Consider the following 18,489-nt stretch of genomic DNA (forward strand, 5'->3'; position numbering starts at 1 on the left):
AGCTGCAAAAAACAGCTCCTTATGTCGTCAATTGTCGCTGAGGTCGTAGGGCTGCTCCTCATTGGAGAGGGCTACCTCTATGACCTTTCCGTAAAAGCCCGCAGGATTGAGAAGTATCTTCTCGCCTATGAGCTTCGCCTGTGTCATATCGGGAGCATAAAGCCTCAGGTCCATAAGGTCAAAGGTATTGTCTATGCACCTTACATGGACGTAATAGCCGTTGCCTACAGGCTCGTACTCTATTTTCAGCTCCTTTTCGTACTTGATGCGGGCAAAGTAACGGAGCGCCGCCAGCACCAGCTTGTCCCTGTAGGACTTGGGAGCGTAGTTTTTCAGCTGCTTTGCACACTCTCTGCCCTTTGGCTGAAGAATATAGGTCTCCGAGCCGTTATTGTCCTTTTCGATAGTTACAAGCTCGTTTTTCAGCAGATAGCCGATAGAATCCTGATAGTAAAAGTAATTGATTATCCCTGTGCCGATAGCTATATCGTAAAGCTGGTCGGGACTTACGGGACGGTCTATCTTATAAAGCAGATAGCACAGCAGTATATTCAGCGTGGGGATATCCTTTATTTCCGTATCCGCACGCTTTGCCATTTTCATGATGTTTTCGTCCTGCATAAATGTCACCTTAACAGAAATTCGGATAGTCCAGCATATGTGAAAGGAGGGCTATATTCACAGCAGCTTCTACGCAGGGTACTGCCGCAGGGACGCTGCACGGGATATGCTTTACGCTCTCAACGGTCTCGCTGGTCATATCGCGGTAATTCACAGCATTCTGCTCTCCTGCCACGTACTCCGAGGGCTTGAAAGCCACCCTGAGAGTTATGGGCATTCCCGAGGATATACCCCCAAGTATACCGCCGTGATTATTGGTCTTTGTGAGTACGTGACCGTGGTCGTTTACATAGAACTCGTCATTGTTCTGGCTGCCCACCATTTTTGCTGAGAGGAAGCCTGCTCCGAATTCAAGTCCGCGGACGTTGGGGATACCGAAGATGAGCTGTGCGATGTTGTTCTCAAGTCCGTCAAATATAGGCGAGCCTATACCCGCGGGAACATTTACCGCAGCGCACTCGATGACTCCGCCCAGTGATTCGCCGCCCTCGTGAGCCTTGTTGATATCCTCTATCATAGCCCAGCCCTTGCGGTCGTTGATAACGGGAAAATCCTTGTTTCTCACACTGAGTACACCGTCTCGGGTGATGTTCACAGGGTCGAAGGGATTGTCCTTGATGTTGTGTATCTGAAGTATATGAGCTCCCGTATAGATGCCGCGCCTTTCAAGTATCTGGGCGCAGACAGCTCCTGCAAAGCAGAGGGGCGCTGTAAGTCTGTCGGAGAAGTGTCCGCCGTCACGGACGTCGTTGAAGCCTCTGTAGCGCATAGTGCCCGTATAATCGGCATGACCGGGACGGGCAAGGCTGTCAAGATTATCGTGCTGAGGGGCAGATGTATCTGTATTCTGGAGAAAAGCACACAGCGGAGTCCCTGTAGTACGGTCATTGAATATGCCCGACATGATGTGGGGCATGGAATTCACAGCAGGTGCGCTGCCGCCCGAATATCTTCTTGCCATGAAACGTGCAAGCTCCTCGGCGTCGATATATTCTCCCGAGGGGAGATTGTCCACAGTAACGCCTATGGCCGGTCCGTGAGCTTCACCGAACATGGACACAGATATCCTATTATTCCAGAATGATGACATTTGCCTTACCTCCGAGTTTTCTGTAATCGTCAAAGAAAGCAGGATAGGACTTCTCCGCAGCCTCAGCTCCTCTGATGATGACCTCGCCGTCGATAGCAGTAGCAGCGATAGCAGCTGCCATGACTATCCTGTGGTCGCCGAAGCTGTCAACAGTACCGCCGTGCATAGCGCCCGTGGGGTGGATAATAAGTCCGTCGTCGGTTATCTCCACATTTCCTCCGAGGGAGTTCAGAAGTGCCGCAGTAGTCTGAAGTCGGTCGCTTTCCTTTATTTTAAGTCGTTTTGCGTTATATATTACCGAATCGCCGCTGCCGAAGGCTCCCAGAACAGCTAAAATGGGTACAAGGTCGGGGATATCCGAGCAGTCGGTTCTGTAATGGCCGATATTGCCATTATAACACATATCGCTGATAATTTCAAGGATTTTCTTGTCACCCTGAACGCTGTTTTCGTCCAGATTGTGAAGCTTTACCTCAGAGCCGAGGGCATTTGCCACGCAGAAGAAGGCCGCCTGAGAGTAATCTCCCTCTATGTGCTCGTCCCTTGCGGTGTAGCACTGACCGCCCTTTATGCGGAAGCCGTTTTCGGACTCGTCCACGGAAACGCCGAAACGGCGCAGAGTATCAATGGTTATATCCACATAGGGACGGGATTCCAGATGTGAGGTAAGGACTATTTCCGAGTCCCCGTCAAGAAGCGGAAGTGCAAAGAGCAGTCCCGTAATGAACTGTGAGGACACATCGCCCTCTATCTCGAATCTGCCGCTTTTAAGTCCGCCTGAGACCATGAAAGGCATTGTATTTTGGTAGTCGAAGTTAACACCGTTTTTGCCAAGCTCACGGATAAATATGTCGATAGGACGCTGAGGAAGTCTGCCTCTGCCGCGGAACTCAGTATTGCTGCCCACAGCAGCTGCAATGGGGATAATGAAGCGCAGTGTGGAACCGCTCTCGTTGCAGTCGATAACGCAGTCCTGAGCCTTTCTGCCACCTGCTCCCTTAACGGTGATATCGCCGCCGTTAACGGTGAATTCAGCTCCGAGGGCTGTCATAGCGCCTATTGTAGCCTCAATGTCCTTGGACATGGTAACTCCGCTGAGATGTGAAACTCCCTGAGCCAAAGCGGCGCATATTATAGAGCGGTGAGCGCAGCTTTTCGACGCGGGGACGCTGAGGTCGCCGCTGAGCTTTGATGGTCTTATGCTTATATCCATGCTCAGCCCTCCATAAGTCGGCAGAACTCGGTGAAAGGCACCTTTACTATCTCACACTTGCCGACCTCTTTGCAGATTATGTAGTTAATGTCCTTCTTCTCGTTCTTCTTGTCCTTTGAGCAGAACGGAAGCAGCTCGCTCATGGGGATATCGCTTCCTGTGGGGAGCTTATAGGCTGCACAGCACTTTTTCAGTCTCTCCGAGAGCTGAGGTGCCAGCTTATCGGTTATCATGCACATACCTGCCGCAACACCTGCTCCGTGAGCGTAGTCCTTGTAGTTATGCCAGCCCTCCAGAGCATGGCCGAGAGTGTGACCGAAGTTGAGTATCATGCGCTCTCCCCTGTCGAACTCGTCGTTTTCAACTACCTGACGCTTTATATCTATGCACTTGTATACCATTTCGTCCATTATCTCGTCAACTGTGTCAAGATTATGGGACTCCATGAGCTCAAAGAGCTTCTCGTCACGTATCATGCCGTACTTTATACACTCGCCCATGCCCTCGGAAAGCACCTCGTCAGGAAGAGTTTTCAGGGCGTCACTGTCGCAGATAACGAGAGCAGGCTGCTTGAAAGCGCCTACCAAGTTCTTGCCGCCTCTGATGTCTATTGCGGTCTTGCCGCCCACAGAGGAATCCACCTGTGCAAGAAGCGTGGTGGGTATCTGTACAAAATCAACTCCGCGGAGATAGGAAGCAGCCGCAAAGCCTGTTATATCGCCCACAACTCCGCCCCCCAGAGCAACGATGATGTCGCTTCTTGTGATGCCGCTGCTGCAGAGAAAGTCGTATATCTCGGCTAAATTCTCGATGCATTTTGACTGCTCGCCGTTTGGAAAAGCGTAAACCGAGCACTCAAAGCCCGCTGCTCTCATGGACTCAAGAACTGTGGGAAGATGAAGTCTCTCCACGTTATCATCGGTTATTATGGCAGCCTTTCTCGAGCCTGTCACCTGAGCGATGTATTCTCCGCTCTTTGCAAGAGCTCCGCGCTCGATGAGCACCTCATAGGGGCGGCTGGTTTTTACGCTTATTTTCTTCATATCAAAGCCTCCAAAAAAAATATCCAACGCTGCATATACACAGCGTTATCCGTCAGAAAAATTATACCATACACTATTAAAACTGTCAACACTTTTCTGCTTTAAAGATTTTACCCGATGAAATTTAATATGTCACCTTAATATGACCCTTTGGCAGACAATTTCAGGCTCTCATTGTAGAATATTCACAAATTTTCTTTTAAAATTTGGACGGTCACTGCAAATTTAACAAGGAGTTCATAAAATGTTTATCACTGTAAGTTATTACTGTGATATAATAGTGATGAAATATTTATAGAGTTCACAGGAATTTTTTAAGTTTTCCTGACTGTTCACCGCATATATGTGGTGAGCTCAAAAATCTGACAGATGACCATCTGTTCGGAGGGGATATGCATGAAAAAAATTGATTATCTGACCGCACTGGAAAATTTTATTTCAGATCTGCAAAAATATCCCGACACACTCAACTCCGACATCACTCCCGCAATGAAGGGTATCTGCTCCGTACTGAAAATAACCAAGATAGAGATGTTCGCCTACGACAACGAGGCTGCCGAGCAGCTCAACATCTACAATTACTACTGCTTTTACGGAAAAAGACACCACGTCAGGGAGAACGATGTCTGCCTGAACAAACGATTTACTACAGGTGACGAAAATATAGCTATATACAGGATATGGTCCACCGACGACTACTCATGGGACATGACAGAGGAACACAGGATAGACGTCCTGCTGGATATTCTCACCTTAAGTCATGCCAAGAGTCGTCTTATCGGTATCGCTCATCACCTGACCTTCTATGATACCGATCTGGATATGTTCAATATGCGCCAGTTCATGAAGTGTGTAAAGATACTGTACAAGGCTGAGCGCGTAGACGAATATACCGCCATTTACTTCAACCTGAAACGCTTTTCCCTTGTCAATCAGCAGATAGGCAGAGAAAACGGCACCATGGTAATGAAGAAGTTCATCGGTCTTATCGCTGATAAGCTCGACGACGAATACGAGAACGTCTGCCGTATCGGCGGCGATAACTTCATAACTCTCATTAAGCAGGAAAAGCTCCCTGCAATACTGCACCTCCTCAACGGTACGGGCATAGTCTATGACGAAGCTAAGGGTGAGCGCATACTTATCTCAGCCACCGCAGGCGTCTACGTTATACCCGATATGGACAGCTTTATCCTGCCCACGGATATAATGGACAGAGTAAGTATTGCTTTCCACCTTGCCAAGGGCTCGTCCAAGCAGGACATCGTGTACTTCGATGACGCCCTCCTTGCCCGAAGCAAGCGCAACAACGAGATAACCTCCTGCTTCCCGAGAGCTCTCGAGGACAGGGAGTTCCTTGTATACTATCAGCCAAAGGTGGATATCCAGCGCCGCCAAGTAGTAGGTGCGGAAGCTCTGTGCCGCTGGTTCCACAACGGACGGCTTGTGCCGCCTATAGATTTTATCCCCGTTCTTGAACAGGGACGCGACATATGCAAGCTTGACTTCTATATGCTGGACTCGGTATGCCGCGATATACGCAGGTGGATGGAAAGCGGCAGGAACGTTGTAAGGATATCGGTCAACTTCTCCCGCCGTCACCTGTCGGATATGGACCTTATAAAGCATATCACCGATATAATCGACAGACATAATGTTCCACATGAATATATCGAGATAGAGCTCACCGAGACCACCACCGATGTGGAGTTCAAGGACCTGAAGCGCATCATCAGCGGCTTGCAGGAGCTTGGCATCTCAACCGCAGTCGATGACTTCGGAACGGGTTACTCCTCACTGAATCTCCTGAAAGAGATACCGTGGAACGTGGTAAAGCTGGACAAGAGCCTGCTACCCGACCGGACCACCGAAAACTATATGCAAAAGACCATAATGTTCAAGTATATAGTCGCCATGACAGAGGAAATAGGTCTTGAATGTATATCAGAGGGCGTTGAGACTATCGAGCAGGTCAATCTCCTCAGCGCTAACGGCTGCGACCTTGCGCAGGGCTTCTACTTTGACAGACCGCTTCCCGTTACGGATTTCGAGACTCGAATAAACGACGGATTCTGCTATACCAAATAATAAGAAAAGGACAGATGCTTCACAATCGTGACATCTGTCCTTTTATTTTTGTATTTATCGAAGCCCTTATTCAAACAGCTTTCTGAAACGCTTCATAGCTTCTATGGTGTTTTCCTTGTTGTTGAAAGCCGTCAATCTGAACCAGCGGTCGCCGTTCTTGCCGAAGCCTGCTCCCGGAGTTCCTACAACGCCTGCCTTTTCAAGCATATGGTCGAAGAATGTCCAGCTGTCCATGCCGAATGGGCACTCAAACCATATATATGGCGAATTGACGCCGCCTGTATAGCGTATGCCAAGCTCGTTCATGGTTTCGGAGATGATGCGTGCATTCTCCATATAGCAGGCTGTCATAGCCTTTGATTCCTTTTGTCCCTCGGGGCTGAATACAGCCTCGGCAGCTCTCTGGACCACATAGGGAACGCCGTTGAATTTTGTGGTCTGACGTCTGTTCCACATCTTGTTAAGGCTCATTTCTCTGCCGTCAGGAGACAGTGACTTTATAGCCTTCGGAACTATGGTATATCCGCAGCGTGTTCCCGTAAAGCCTGCTGTTTTCGACAGCGAGCAGAACTCAACTGCACACTTCTTAGCGCCCTCGATGCAGTAGATAGTGCGCGGGAGGTCATCATCGGAAATGAAGCTCTCATAAGCCGAATCAAAGAGTATCACAGCGCCATTTTCAAGAGCATAGTCCACCCATTCCTCAAGCTGCTGCTTGTTATAGCAGGCGCCTGTGGGATTGTTTGGGGAGCAGAGATAAATGATGTCCGCGTGAACGCTCCTGTCGGGCATGGGGAGGAAGTCGTTCTCGGCACTGCCGTCCATGTAGACGATATTTCTGCCGTTCATGGTGTTGGTATCAACATACACGGGATATACAGGATCGGGAATGAGGACTGTATTGTCAGCAGAAAAGAGGTCGGTGATATTTCCCGTGTCGGACTTTGCACCGTCGGATACGAATATCTCGTCCTCGTCTATATCTGCGCCTATCTCTTTATAGTGTCCTGCAACAGCCTTTCTGAGGAAGTCGTAGCCCTGCTCGGGACCGTAGCCGCGGAAAGTCTCAGCCTTTCCCATTTCATCGGCAGCAGCGTGCATAGCCTGCACTACAGACTTGCCAAGCGGCAGTGTAACATCGCCGATACCCAGCCTTATAACGTCCCTGTCAGGATTATTCTCCTTGAATACGCTTACTCTCTTTGCCACCTCGCTGAACAGGTAGCTCTCTTTCAGATCAAGAAATCTCTCATTAAACCTTGCCATAGTAATCTCCCTCAAATGTATATTCCGCAGGACCTGTCATATAGATATGTCCGTCTGATTCTTTCCACTCTATGACCAGTTCGCCGCCAAGCAGCTCAACGGTCACGGGCTTGCGGGGGCATATGCCGTTAAGACAAGCCGCAGCCACTGTTGCACAGGTGCCTGTGCCGCAGGCAAGGGTCTCCCCTGTGCCTCTCTCCCACACGCGCATTTTCAGGCGCTCGGGGGAAACTATCTCCGCGAATTCAATATTCGCTCTGCGGGGAAAATGCTCGTCACACTCGAATACCTTTCCGTATTTTTCGACCTCAAACTCACTCACATTTTCGCTGATGAAAGTTACAGCGTGAGGGTTGCCCATTGAAACGCAGGTAAACCGAAACTCCCTGCCCCAAGCCGATAGCATAAGATCGGTAACAGGTGAAGTTTCGGCAATAACAGGAACTTCCCCAGCCTCAATGACGGGAGCTCCCATATCTACTGTAAGTGTCTGTGCAATGTCGTTTTCGTCGGTGTGGACCTCGATAATTTTTATGCCTGCAAGCGTCTCTACAGTTACAACAGGCTTGTGAATAATGCCCTTGTCGTAGACGTACTTTGCAACACAGCGTATGGCGTTTCCGCACATCTCGGACTCGCTGCCGTCGGGATTGAACATGCGCATGCGGCAGTCTGCTGTATCACTTGGAAGTATCAGCACAAGTCCGTCCGAGCCTATGCCGAAGTGTCGGTCGCTGACTGCTTTTGCGAGCTGCTGGGGAGAGCTTACGCTCTCCTCAAAACAGTTGACATACACATAGTCGTTGCCGCAGCCGTGCATTTTTGTGAATCTCATTTATATCACACTCCGAAAAGAAGTTTGTCGTATGCCGGGAATGGGTAGTAGTCCTCAGCTGTGATCGTCTCAGCCTTGTCGGCAGCTGCACGGAGCTTATCCATTGCAGGTATCATCTTGTCACGAACGAATTCGGACTCCTTTTTGATATCGCCGATAGTTTTAAGCTTAGCAACTGTTGCTTCAAGCTTTGTTGTTGCATCGTCCATTGCGTCAATGAGGACTGACAGCTCCTCGACCAGCTTTGTCTCGTACTTGCAGGCAGCCTTGGAAACGCTCTTCTTCACTGCAACTGCGGAAGCTGTATCAGCGGCGAACTTTGCAACGGCAGGGATTATCTCCTTGCGAGCCATATCCACCATTGTCTGAGCCTCGATGTTTACGGACTTGACATAGTTTTCAAGCATGATGTCGCAGCGTGAGTAGATCTCAGCCTCGGTGAAGATACCGTGGGAGGTGAGCATTTCAACGTTCTTCTTGTCGCATATCTTAGGCATACAGTCGGCTGTAGTTCTCAGGTTGGAAAGTCCGCGCTTTTCAGCTTCCTTTACCCATGCGTCGTCATAGCCGTTGCCGTTGAAGATTATGCGCTTGTGCTCCTTGATAGTCTTCTTGATAAGGTCGTGGAGTGACTTGTTGAAGTCCTTGGCGCCCTCAAGCTTGTCGGCAAACTGCTTTAATACCTCTGCAACAGCAGCATTGAGGTGAATGTTTGCGCAGGAGATACTGTTGGAGGAACCAAGCATACGGAACTCAAACTTGTTGCCTGTGAATGCGAAAGGAGATGTACGATTACGGTCTGTGGTGTCCTTGCTGAACTGAGGAAGAACATCAACGCCCAGCTTCATCTTCTCCTTGGCAGTACCGCCGTAGGGCTTGTCGTTCTCGATAGCTTCGAGAATAGCTGTGAGCTCGTCCCCTAAGAAGATAGAGATGATAGCGGGGGGAGCTTCATTTGCGCCGAGACGGTGATCGTTGCCTGCGGTAGCAACTGAAAGTCTCAGCAGATCCTGATAGTCGTCAACAGCCTTGATAACTGCTGCAAGGAAGAGCAGGAACTGTGCATTCTCGTAGGGAGTTTCACCGGGAGAGAGCAGGTTCACGCCTGTATCAGTGGAGATAGACCAGTTGTTGTGCTTGCCCGAGCCGTTTACGCCCTCAAAAGGCTTTTCGTGAAGCAGGCAAACAAGTCCGTGGCGCTCTGCCACTTTCTTCATTACTTCCATTGTGAGCTGATTGTGGTCAGCAGCAATGTTTGTGGTCTTGTATATAGGAGCAAGCTCGTGCTGTGCTGGAGCTACCTCGTTATGCTTTGTTTTAGCGAGGATACCGAGCTTCCACAGCTCCTTGTCAAGGTCAGCCATGTACTCGGAAACTCTTGACTTGATAGAGCCGAAGTAGTGATCCTCCATTTCCTGTCCCTTTGGAGGCATTGCGCCGAAAAGTGTACGTCCTGTCATGATAAGGTCTTTACGTTTTTTCCACATCTCGCGGTCAACAAGGAAATACTCCTGCTCGGGACCTACTGATGTGCGGACGCTTCTTACGCTTTCGTTGCCAAAGAGCTTCAGCACACGCATTGCCTGCTTGTTGAGGGCTTCCATGGAACGGAGAAGCGGTACTTTCTTATCCAGTGCTTCACCTGTGTATGAGCAGAATGCAGTTGGAATGTAAAGTGTGCCGTCCTTGATGAATGCATATGAGGTAGGGTCCCATGCCGTATAGCCGCGAGCCTCAAAGGTTGCACGGAGTCCGCCTGACGGAAAGGAAGAAGCATCGGGCTCGCCCTTGACCAGCTCCTTGCCCGAGAATTCCATGATAACTCTTCCGTCGGGAGCCGGAGTAATAAAGCTGTCGTGCTTCTCGGCAGTAACGCCTGTCATTGGCTGGAACCAGTGTGTATAGTGAGTAGCGCCCTTTTCGATAGCCCAGTCCTTCATAGCAGCTGCTACAGCGTTTGCAACTGAGATATCAAGGGGAGTACCCCTGTCTATCGTTCTTTTCAGTGATTTATAAACTTTCTCGGAGAGAGTAGCTTTCATGACTCTCTCGTCGAATACCATTGAACCAAAATATTCTGTTACCTTTTCCATTATATTTACCTCCGTTTGTCAAGCCTTTAGCCGTTAGCCAAAGGTATCGCTGGGCGATATTATTTATGTTTTTTTGTCCCGAAGGGACACCATAGCTAATAGCTAAAGGCTAATGGCTTATTTATTCTCGAGGGAAGCTTTTATAAAGTCCGCAAAGAGCTTCTGTGGTTTGTTGGGTCTTGATTTGAATTCTGGGTGGAACTGCACTCCTATGAACCATGGGTGGTCGGGGAGCTCCACTATCTCAACGAGCTTTTCATCGGGAGACATTCCTGCGATGTGAAGTCCGTTCTGTGTAAGTATCTTGCGGTATGCGTTGTTGAACTCGTAGCGGTGGCGGTGACGCTCGTATATGAGCTCCTCGCCGTAAAGCTCACGGCACTTTGCCCCCTCTGTCAGCTTGCAGGGATAAAGTCCCAGACGCATTGTACCGCCCTTCTGGTCGATGTTCCTCTGCTCGTCCATGATGTCGATGACGGGGTACGGAGTCTCACCGAACTCTGCTGAATCCGCACCTGCAAGTCCGCACACATTGCGGGCGTATTCAATAACTGTCATCTGCATACCGAGACAGATACCGAAGAATGGTATCTTATTCTCACGGGCGTAGCGTATGGACTCAACCATGCCCTCGATACCTCTGTGACCGAAGCCGCCGGGAACGATGATACCGTTGCAGTCTCTGAAGGTCTCAGCCGCATTTCCGGCGGTAACGTTCTCGGAGTCTATCCACTTTATATCAACTGCCGCATCATTGATGATACCGCCGTGTCTCAGAGCCTCCGCAACTGAGAGATAAGCGTCGTGGAGCTCTACATACTTGCCTACAAGTCCTATGGTGACTGTCTTGTGGGCGTTCTCTGCGCGGCGGACCATTTCTGTCCATTCTGTAAGGTCGGGAGCATTGTCTGCGATGCCGAGGTGACGGCATACCGAATGTGCAAGTCCCTCATTCTCAAGCCACAGCGGGACCTCATACAGCGACGGCGCTGTGAGATTCTGGATAACGTCCTCCTTGCGGATATTGCAGAAAAGGGCTATCTTCTCTGCCATATCGTCGGGGATACGCTTTTCCGTGCGGCAGACTATTATATCAGGCTGAATGCCTATTGAAAGGAGCTCCTTGGTGGAGTGCTGTGTGGGCTTGGATTTCAGTTCCTCAGAGCCTGTGATGTAGGGCACAAGAGTAACGTGTATGTAGCATACATTCTCGCGTCCCTGTTCTGTGCATACCTGTCTTATGGCTTCAAGGAAAGGTGTGGACTCGATATCGCCCACAGTACCGCCTATCTCGGTAATGACCACATCTGCGTTTGCTTCATTTGCGGCGCTGTAAACTCTGTCCTTTATCTCGTTGGTGATGTGGGGAATTACCTGCACCGTACCGCCCAGGTAATCGCCGCGGCGTTCCTTGGTAATGACGTTCCAGTATATCTTTCCTGTAGTCACATTGGAGTGCACCGAAAGATTTTCGTCAACGAAACGCTCATAGTGACCGAGGTCAAGGTCTGTCTCAGCACCGTCGTCGGTTACGAAGACCTCACCGTGCTGGAAGGGTGACATAGTACCGGGGTCTACATTGATGTACGGGTCGAACTTCTGTATGGTGACCTTGTAGCCCCGCTGTTTGAGAAGTCTGCCCAGCGAAGCAGCCGTGATACCTTTTCCGAGTCCCGAAACGACTCCTCCTGTTACAAAAATGAACTTTGACATTTTTCCTTATGCTCCTTGAAATACATTTATGAAAAAGGCAGTCTGCGGAACTGGGAGATTTTTAAGATATACATTTTGTGTTATCCGCAGACGCCTTAGTCAGCATAAATATCAAAGGGGTGCAGAAGTCCTGAGACTTCATACACCCCTTCGTGTATGGAATTAGCGCTAAAAACTCAAAAAAAGAGCCACGGATTCCATATCCGCAGCTCCCTTGCTGTTTACAATGAAATTATAGTCCTTCGCAGGAAGTTTGTCAATAGCTTTTCTGAAATTTGACGTATCGCATATTTTTATACCAATGTTAGCAGATTATAACTGTATATATTTCACGAAAGCTAAAAAACCCACGTTTTGCCTATTGACATTTGCGCTTTAACGTGATAAGATATATTTTAGCAACAAGGGCGTTCGTGCAGGCATACTGTCTGTATGAACGTCTTTTTTATTATAATCCGATCAATGGCGCTCGGATTATTGAAAGGTTAGTGAATGATATGGACAATTTCAGAACAGAGGCTCCTTACCAGCAGCAGGGACTTTACAGTCCCCGATTTGAGCATGACAACTGCGGTATCGGAGCAGTAGTGAACATCAATGGCGAACAGTCACGATATGTTGTGGAAAATGCTCTCACTATCGTTGAAAAGCTGGAACACCGTGCAGGAAAAGACGCTGAGGGCAAGACAGGCGACGGTGTAGGAATACTTGTACAGATGCCCTCTTCTTTCTTTATAAGTGAAGCCGCAAAGCTCGGTCACAGCATTGGTGAGGACGGAGATTTCGGCGTTGGCATGTTCTTCTTCCCCCAGAATGAGCTGAGACGCGACCGCGCAAAGAAGCTCTTTGAAAAGATCATCGACAACAACGGCATGGAGTTCATATGCTGGCGTAAGGTCCCCACCTCGTCTTCTATCCTCGGACACAAGGCTCTTGACAGCATGCCGTGTATCATGCAGGCTTTCGTAAAGCGTCCCGACAGCTGCAAAAAGGGTCTGGACTTCGACCGCAAGCTCTTTATTGCAAGACGCGAATTCGAGCAGTCCAACGAGGACACATATGTATGCTCGCTTTCAAGCCGTACTATCGTATATAAGGGAATGTTCCTCGTTGATGAGCTGAGAAGATTCTATACAGACCTCCAGAGCGAGGACTTCACATCGGCTATCGCAATGGTACACTCACGTTTCTCCACAAATACCAATCCAAGCTGGCAGAAGGCTCACCCCAACCGCTTAATCGTACACAACGGCGAGATAAATACTATCACAGGCAACGCTGACAAGATGCTTGCCCGTGAGGAAACAATGGCGTGCGAGACGCTCAGCGCCGATATGCACAGGATACTTCCTGCAATAAATGTAAAAGGTTCGGACTCCGCAAGACTTGACAATGCCCTTGAATTCATGGTAATGTCAGGCATGCCTCTGCCGCTGGCAGTAATGATAACTATCCCCGAGCCCTGGAAGAACGACAAGACAATCTCCAAGGCAAAGTACGATTTCTATCAGTACTATGCAACTATGATGGAGCCATGGGACGGTCCTGCGTCCATACTTTTCTCTGACGGTGACGTTATGGGAGCAGTCCTTGACAGAAACGGTCTCCGTCCGTCAAGATACTGCATAACAAATGACGGCTTCCTCATTCTTTCTTCCGAGACAGGCTGCATCGATATCGCACCTGAGAAGATAGTAAAGAAGGACCGTCTCCGTCCCGGTAAGATGCTTCTTGCCGATACAAAGCAGGGACGCATCATCGAGGACGACGAGATCAAGAACACTTATGCTTCACGCCAGCCCTACGGCGAATGGCTGGACGCTTATCTTGTACGCCTCCACGACCTCCATATCCCAAACAAGGGCGTAAAGACTTACTCAAAGGACGAGCTTGCAAGACTCCACAAGGCATTCGGCTATTCCTATGAGGATATCCGCACATCTATACTGCCAATGGCTGAAAAAGGCGCAGAGCCCATTGCTTCCATGGGAAGCGATATCCCGCTGCCGCCGCTGGACAAGCAGTCTCCTCCCCTTTTCAACTACTTCCGCCAGCTTTTTGCTCAGGTAACGAATCCGCCATTTGACGCTATCCGTGAGGAGGTCGTTACAGACACCAGCGTTTACATCGGCAAGGACGGAAATATCCTTGAGGAGCGCCCCGAGAACTGCCACGTTCTCAAGATCGAAAATCCTATCCTCACCGAGACGGATATGCTCAAAATAAAAGCCCTTAATCAGCAGGGACTGAAAAGTGCAGTCATACCCATCACATATTACATCGGCACATTTCTGGACAAGGCTATTGAGCGCCTTTTCATTGATGCTGACAAGGCTTACCGCGACGGAGCTTCTATCCTTATACTCTCCGACCGCGGCGTGGACGAATACCACTGTCCGATACCTTCGCTCCTTGCAGTTTCAGCACTCCAGCAGCACCTCGTTTCCACAAAGAAGCGCACGGCTGTTGCAATGATCCTTGAATCCGCAGAGCCAAGAGAGGTACACCACTTCGCAGCACTTTTAGGCTACGGCGCATGTGCTGTTAACCCATATCTCGCACATGAGACTATCCGCTCACTTATTGAGGACGGCTCACTTGACAAGGACTTCTACGCAGCCGAGGACGACTACAACAGCGCAATTCTCCACGGCATCGTTAAGATAGCTTCAAAAATGGGAATCTCCACAATCCAGTCCTATCAGGGCAGCAAGCTGTTTGAGGCTGTGGGCATTTCTCAGGAGCTTATCGACAGCTATTTCGCAGGTACTGTCAGCCGTATCGGCGGCATCGGTCTTGCTGAGATCAGCCGCCGCACAGAGGCTCTCCACACAGCCGCATACGACCCGCTTGGTCTCCACGTTGGCAGCGACGTAAAGAGCGCAGGCAGCCACAAGCTCCGCAGCGGCAAGAGCGACCACCTCTACACACCCGAGACTATACATCTGCTCCAGCAGGCAGCATGGACAGGCAGCTACGATACATTCAAGAAATATTCCGAGGCTCTTACCCGTGAGGACAACGAGCTCACACTCCGCAGTCTCCTTGACTTCAATTTTGACAGTGCCGCAGAGATACCTCTCGACGAGGTAGAGTCGGTTGAGAGCATCTGCAAGCGCTTCAAGACAGGCGCTATGTCATACGGCTCTATTTCTCAGGAAGCTCACGAGTGCATGGCTGTAGCCATGAACAGCATCGGCGGAAAGTCTAACAGCGGTGAGGGCGGCGAAAGCCCCGAGCGTCTGAAATCCGATAAATGTTCAGCTATCAAGCAGGTGGCTTCGGGACGCTTCGGTGTTACATCGGAGTACCTCGTTTCCGCACAGGAGATCCAGATAAAAATGGCACAGGGCGCAAAGCCCGGTGAGGGCGGACATCTTCCCTCAGGAAAGGTATATCCCTGGATCGCTAAGACACGTCATTCAACAGCAGGCGTTGGACTTATCTCACCTCCGCCTCACCATGATATATACTCTATCGAAGACCTTGCACAGCTTATCTACGACCTGAAAAATGCCAACGACAAGGCTCGCATCTCCGTTAAGCTTGTTTCCGAAGCAGGCGTTGGAACTGTTGCGGCAGGCGTAGCAAAGGCAGGCGCTCAGGTAATCCTTATCTCAGGCTACGACGGCGGTACAGGCGCAGCTCCAAAGAGCTCTATCTACAACGCAGGACTTCCTTGGGAGCTTGGACTTGCAGAAGCACACCAGACACTTATGCTCAACGGTCTCCGTTCAAGAGTCCGCATTGAGACTGACGGCAAGCTCATGACAGGCAGAGATGTACTTGTTGCAGCACTTCTCGGAGCTGAGGAATTCGGCTTTGCAACAGCTCCGCTGGTAACTATGGGCTGCGTTATGATGAGAGTATGCAACCTTGATACATGTCCTATGGGTATCGCTACCCAGAACCCCGAGCTGAGAAAGCGCTTCCGCGGCAAGCCCGAGTACATCGTGAACTTCATGCACTTCATCGCACAGGAGCTCCGCGAGTACATGGCAAAGCTTGGCATACGCACAGTTGACGAGCTCATCGGACGCACAGACCTTCTCCGCATAAAGAACAGCGCCGCTGAGAAGAACATCGACTTCACAAATATACTTGCAAACAGCACAGCGAGCGGCAAAAAGCACTTCGATGCAGCAGATATTTACGATTTTGAGCTTGACAACACCATAGACCGCCGTGTTATAATAAAGAAGCTGGGAAGTGCGCTGAAAAACGGAACTTCCAAGTCTATCTCCATTGACGTTGTGAACACAGACCGCTCTGTCGGAACTCTCACAGGTGCGGAGATAACACGTATCCACGGTGAAAACGTACTTGCTGACGACACATTCACTGTTAAATGTGCAGGCAGCGGCGGCCAGTCCTTCGGTGCTTTCATACCAAAGGGTCTTACACTGGAGCTCGTGGGCGACAGCAACGACTACTTCGGCAAGGGACTTTCAGGCGGCAAGCTTGTACTCAATCCGCCAAAGGCTTCCACATTCAAGGCTGACGAAAATATCATCGTGGGCAACGTAGCTCTCTACGGAGCTACCTCGGGCAAGGCATTCATAAGCGGCGTTGCAGGCGAGCGCTTCTGCGTAAGAAATTCGGGAGCTACAGCAGTCTGTGAGGGCGTGGGTGACCACGGCTGCGAGTACATGACAGGCGGACGCGCTGTTATCCTCGGACGCACAGGAAAGAACTTCGCCGCAGGTATGTCAGGCGGTATAGCATATGTTCTCGACGAGGAGCACGACCTCTACACCCGTCTCAACAAGGCTCTTGTTTCCCTTGAAATAGTGTCCGAGGAAGATGATATAGCCGAGCTGAAAGCTATCATCACCGAGCACGCAGAGGCTACAGGCTCTGAAAAGGCAAAGCAGATACTTGCTGATTTTGAGCGCTATCTGCCATGCTTCAAGAAGGTAATACCTCACGATTATGCAAAGATACAGAAGACAGTGACCAAGCTGGAAAAATCAGGCGTGAGCAGCGAACAGGCTATGATAGAAGCCTTCGAGCTCATCAGAAAGGAGGCGTGAGCCATGGGAAAAGCAACAGGATTTCTTGAATATGCAAGAACAGAAACAGCAGCAAAGGAACCTCTTGAGCGTATAAAGGACTTTAACGAATTCCACGTACCGCTCAGTGAAGAAAAGCGCAAGGAACAGGCTTCACGCTGTATGGACTGCGGAGTTCCGTTCTGTCAGAACGGCAAAATGCTCTGCGGAATGATGTCGGGCTGTCCCCTGAACAACCTTATCCCCGAGTGGAACGACTTACTCTATCACGGTCAGAAAGAACAGGCGCTGAGCCGTCTGCTTATGACCAACAACTTCCCCGAATTTACATCAAGAGTATGTCCCGCACTCTGCGAAAAGGCTTGTATCTGCGGAGTTTACGATTCACCCGTAACTACTAAAGAGAACGAGAACTCCATCATTGAATTCGGCTTTGCAAACGGTCTTATGCAGCCACAGATACCCGCAGTCAGAAGCGGCAAGCGTGTTGCAGTCATCGGCTCGGGTCCCTCGGGACTTGCAGCTGCCGATACTCTCAACAAGCGCGGTCACAGCGTGACTGTGTTCGAGCGCTCCGACCGTGTGGGCGGACTGCTCATGTACGGTATCCCCAACATGAAGCTTGAAAAGCACATCATTGAGCGCCGTGTGGAGCTTATGAAGGCAGAGGGCGTACAGTTCAGGACAAATTCCAACGTTGGCGAAAATGTTTCCGCCGACGATATACTGAGCAGCTTCGATGCTGTGGTACTTGCCTGCGGCTCCTCAAATCCACGTGACATCAAGGCTGAGGGCAGAGACGCAGAGGGAATATACTTCGCAGTTGATTTCCTTAAAGCTACTACAAAGAGCCTGCTTGACTCCGAGCTGAAGGATGGCAAGTTCATCTCCGCAAAGGACAAGAACGTTGTCATCATAGGCGGCGGTGATACAGGCAATGACTGTGTAGGAACCTCTGTCCGCCACGGCTGCAAGTCAGTTGTTCAGCTTGAAATGATGCCAAAGCTCCCCGACGAGAGAGCCGAGAACAATCCCTTCCCCGAGTGGCCTCGCGTATGCAAGACTGACTACGGTCAGGAGGAAGCTATCGCAGTATTCGGACACGATCCCCGTATCTACTGCACAACGGTCAAGGAGTTCATCAAGGACGAAAAGGGCAAACTTTCAGCCATAAAGACAGTAAAGCTCCAGTTCGGTACAGATCCCGAAACAGGCAGACGCACCATGAACGAGGTAGCAGGCAGCGAGGAGACGCTCCCATGTGAGCTTTGTCTTATTGCGGCAGGCTTTTTAGGCTGTCAGCAGTATATCGCTGACGCTTTCGGCGTATCACTGGATCAGCGCACAAACGTAAAAACAGCACCCAGCAAACATTCCACAAACATTGAAAAGGTATTTACCGCAGGCGATATGCACATCGGACAGTCCCTTGTAGTTCGTGCTATCCGTGAGGGACGCGACGCAGCAGCAGAGGTGGACGAATACCTTATGGGCTACACCAATTTATGATACGGA

At 50.0% G+C, this 18,489-nt stretch carries 11 protein-coding genes; 3 read left to right on the plus strand and 8 right to left on the minus strand.

Annotated features, from left to right (window positions below):
- Window positions 1–27 precede the first annotated feature (27 nt).
- From N774_RS0105615 to aroB, 4 genes are read right to left on the minus strand one after another with little or no spacing between them, the layout of a single operon-like run.
- The gene (locus N774_RS0105615) at window positions 28–621 is read right to left on the minus strand and encodes a DUF4364 family protein (RefSeq protein WP_024860302.1); all 594 of its coding nucleotides are present in this window, start codon (window positions 619–621) and stop codon (window positions 28–30) included.
- A 10-nt stretch (window positions 622–631) separates the two neighbouring features.
- Window positions 632–1,711, minus strand: a complete 1,080-nt coding sequence (gene aroC, locus N774_RS0105620; protein ID WP_024860303.1) for a chorismate synthase — start codon at window positions 1,709–1,711, stop codon at window positions 632–634.
- A complete protein-coding gene (gene aroA / locus N774_RS0105625) occupies window positions 1,692–2,924 on the minus strand; it encodes a 3-phosphoshikimate 1-carboxyvinyltransferase (protein WP_024860304.1) in 1,233 nt (410 codons plus the stop codon). Before aroA ends, aroC begins: the two co-directional genes overlap by 20 nt.
- A gap of 2 nt (window positions 2,925–2,926) precedes the next feature.
- On the minus strand, window positions 2,927–3,967 hold the full coding sequence (aroB, locus tag N774_RS0105630; protein ID WP_024860305.1) for a 3-dehydroquinate synthase: 1,041 nt from the start codon (window positions 3,965–3,967) through the stop codon (window positions 2,927–2,929).
- 396 nt (window positions 3,968–4,363) lie between these two features.
- On the opposite strand from aroB, the gene N774_RS0105635 reads away from it, so the two are divergent.
- A complete protein-coding gene (locus N774_RS0105635; protein WP_024860306.1) occupies window positions 4,364–6,055 on the plus strand; it encodes a bifunctional diguanylate cyclase/phosphodiesterase in 1,692 nt (563 codons plus the stop codon).
- Between the two features lie 66 nt (window positions 6,056–6,121).
- Here N774_RS0105635 and N774_RS0105640 read toward each other — a convergent pair whose 3' ends face one another.
- The 4 genes from N774_RS0105640 to N774_RS0105655 all read right to left on the minus strand — a co-directional run bounded on the left by N774_RS0105640 (window position 6,122) and on the right by N774_RS0105655 (window position 11,962).
- Window positions 6,122–7,321: an LL-diaminopimelate aminotransferase gene (locus N774_RS0105640; protein WP_024860307.1), complete on the minus strand. Its 1,200-nt coding sequence runs from the start codon at window positions 7,319–7,321 to the stop codon at window positions 6,122–6,124.
- On the minus strand, window positions 7,308–8,156 hold the full coding sequence (gene dapF, locus N774_RS0105645) for a diaminopimelate epimerase (protein WP_024860308.1): 849 nt from the start codon (window positions 8,154–8,156) through the stop codon (window positions 7,308–7,310). Before dapF ends, N774_RS0105640 begins: the two co-directional genes overlap by 14 nt.
- Window positions 8,157–8,161: 5 nt before the next feature.
- Entirely contained in the window at window positions 8,162–10,249 is a 2,088-nt protein-coding gene (locus N774_RS0105650) for a glutamine synthetase III (RefSeq protein WP_024860309.1), read from the minus strand.
- A 117-nt stretch (window positions 10,250–10,366) separates the two neighbouring features.
- The gene (locus N774_RS0105655; protein WP_024860310.1) at window positions 10,367–11,962 is read right to left on the minus strand and encodes a CTP synthase; all 1,596 of its coding nucleotides are present in this window, start codon (window positions 11,960–11,962) and stop codon (window positions 10,367–10,369) included.
- A gap of 497 nt (window positions 11,963–12,459) precedes the next feature.
- On the opposite strand from N774_RS0105655, the gene gltB reads away from it, so the two are divergent.
- Both gltB and N774_RS0105665 read left to right on the plus strand, forming a co-directional pair.
- The gene (gene gltB, locus N774_RS0105660; RefSeq protein WP_024860311.1) at window positions 12,460–16,995 is read left to right on the plus strand and encodes a glutamate synthase large subunit; all 4,536 of its coding nucleotides are present in this window, start codon (window positions 12,460–12,462) and stop codon (window positions 16,993–16,995) included.
- Between the two features lie 3 nt (window positions 16,996–16,998).
- A complete protein-coding gene (locus tag N774_RS0105665; RefSeq protein ID WP_024860312.1) occupies window positions 16,999–18,483 on the plus strand; it encodes a glutamate synthase subunit beta in 1,485 nt (494 codons plus the stop codon).
- The last annotated feature ends 6 nt before the right edge of the window (window positions 18,484–18,489 follow it).

Origin of the sequence: Ruminococcus flavefaciens AE3010 (genome assembly GCF_000526795.1) — a bacterium.
In the GTDB taxonomy this organism is placed as follows: Bacteria; Bacillota; Clostridia; order Oscillospirales; family Ruminococcaceae; genus Ruminococcus; species Ruminococcus flavefaciens_D.

Excerpts from the sequence above, each read along its gene's own strand:
- N774_RS0105640 (WP_024860307.1), bottom strand. The coding sequence starts at position 7,321 with ATGGCAAGGTTTAATGAGAGATTTCTTGATCTGAAAGAGAGCTACCTG.
- N774_RS0105615 (WP_024860302.1), bottom strand. The coding sequence starts at position 621 with ATGCAGGACGAAAACATCATGAAAATGGCAAAGCGTGCGGATACGGAA.
- N774_RS0105635 (WP_024860306.1), top strand. The coding sequence starts at position 4,364 with ATGAAAAAAATTGATTATCTGACCGCACTGGAAAATTTTATTTCAGAT.
- gltB (WP_024860311.1), top strand. The coding sequence starts at position 12,460 with ATGGACAATTTCAGAACAGAGGCTCCTTACCAGCAGCAGGGACTTTAC.
- N774_RS0105650 (WP_024860309.1), bottom strand. The coding sequence starts at position 10,249 with ATGGAAAAGGTAACAGAATATTTTGGTTCAATGGTATTCGACGAGAGA.
- aroC (WP_024860303.1), bottom strand. The coding sequence starts at position 1,711 with ATGTCATCATTCTGGAATAATAGGATATCTGTGTCCATGTTCGGTGAA.
- N774_RS0105665 (WP_024860312.1), top strand. The coding sequence starts at position 16,999 with ATGGGAAAAGCAACAGGATTTCTTGAATATGCAAGAACAGAAACAGCA.
- dapF (WP_024860308.1), bottom strand. The coding sequence starts at position 8,156 with ATGAGATTCACAAAAATGCACGGCTGCGGCAACGACTATGTGTATGTC.
- aroA (WP_024860304.1), bottom strand. The coding sequence starts at position 2,924 with ATGGATATAAGCATAAGACCATCAAAGCTCAGCGGCGACCTCAGCGTC.
- aroB (WP_024860305.1), bottom strand. The coding sequence starts at position 3,967 with ATGAAGAAAATAAGCGTAAAAACCAGCCGCCCCTATGAGGTGCTCATC.
- N774_RS0105655 (WP_024860310.1), bottom strand. The coding sequence starts at position 11,962 with ATGTCAAAGTTCATTTTTGTAACAGGAGGAGTCGTTTCGGGACTCGGA.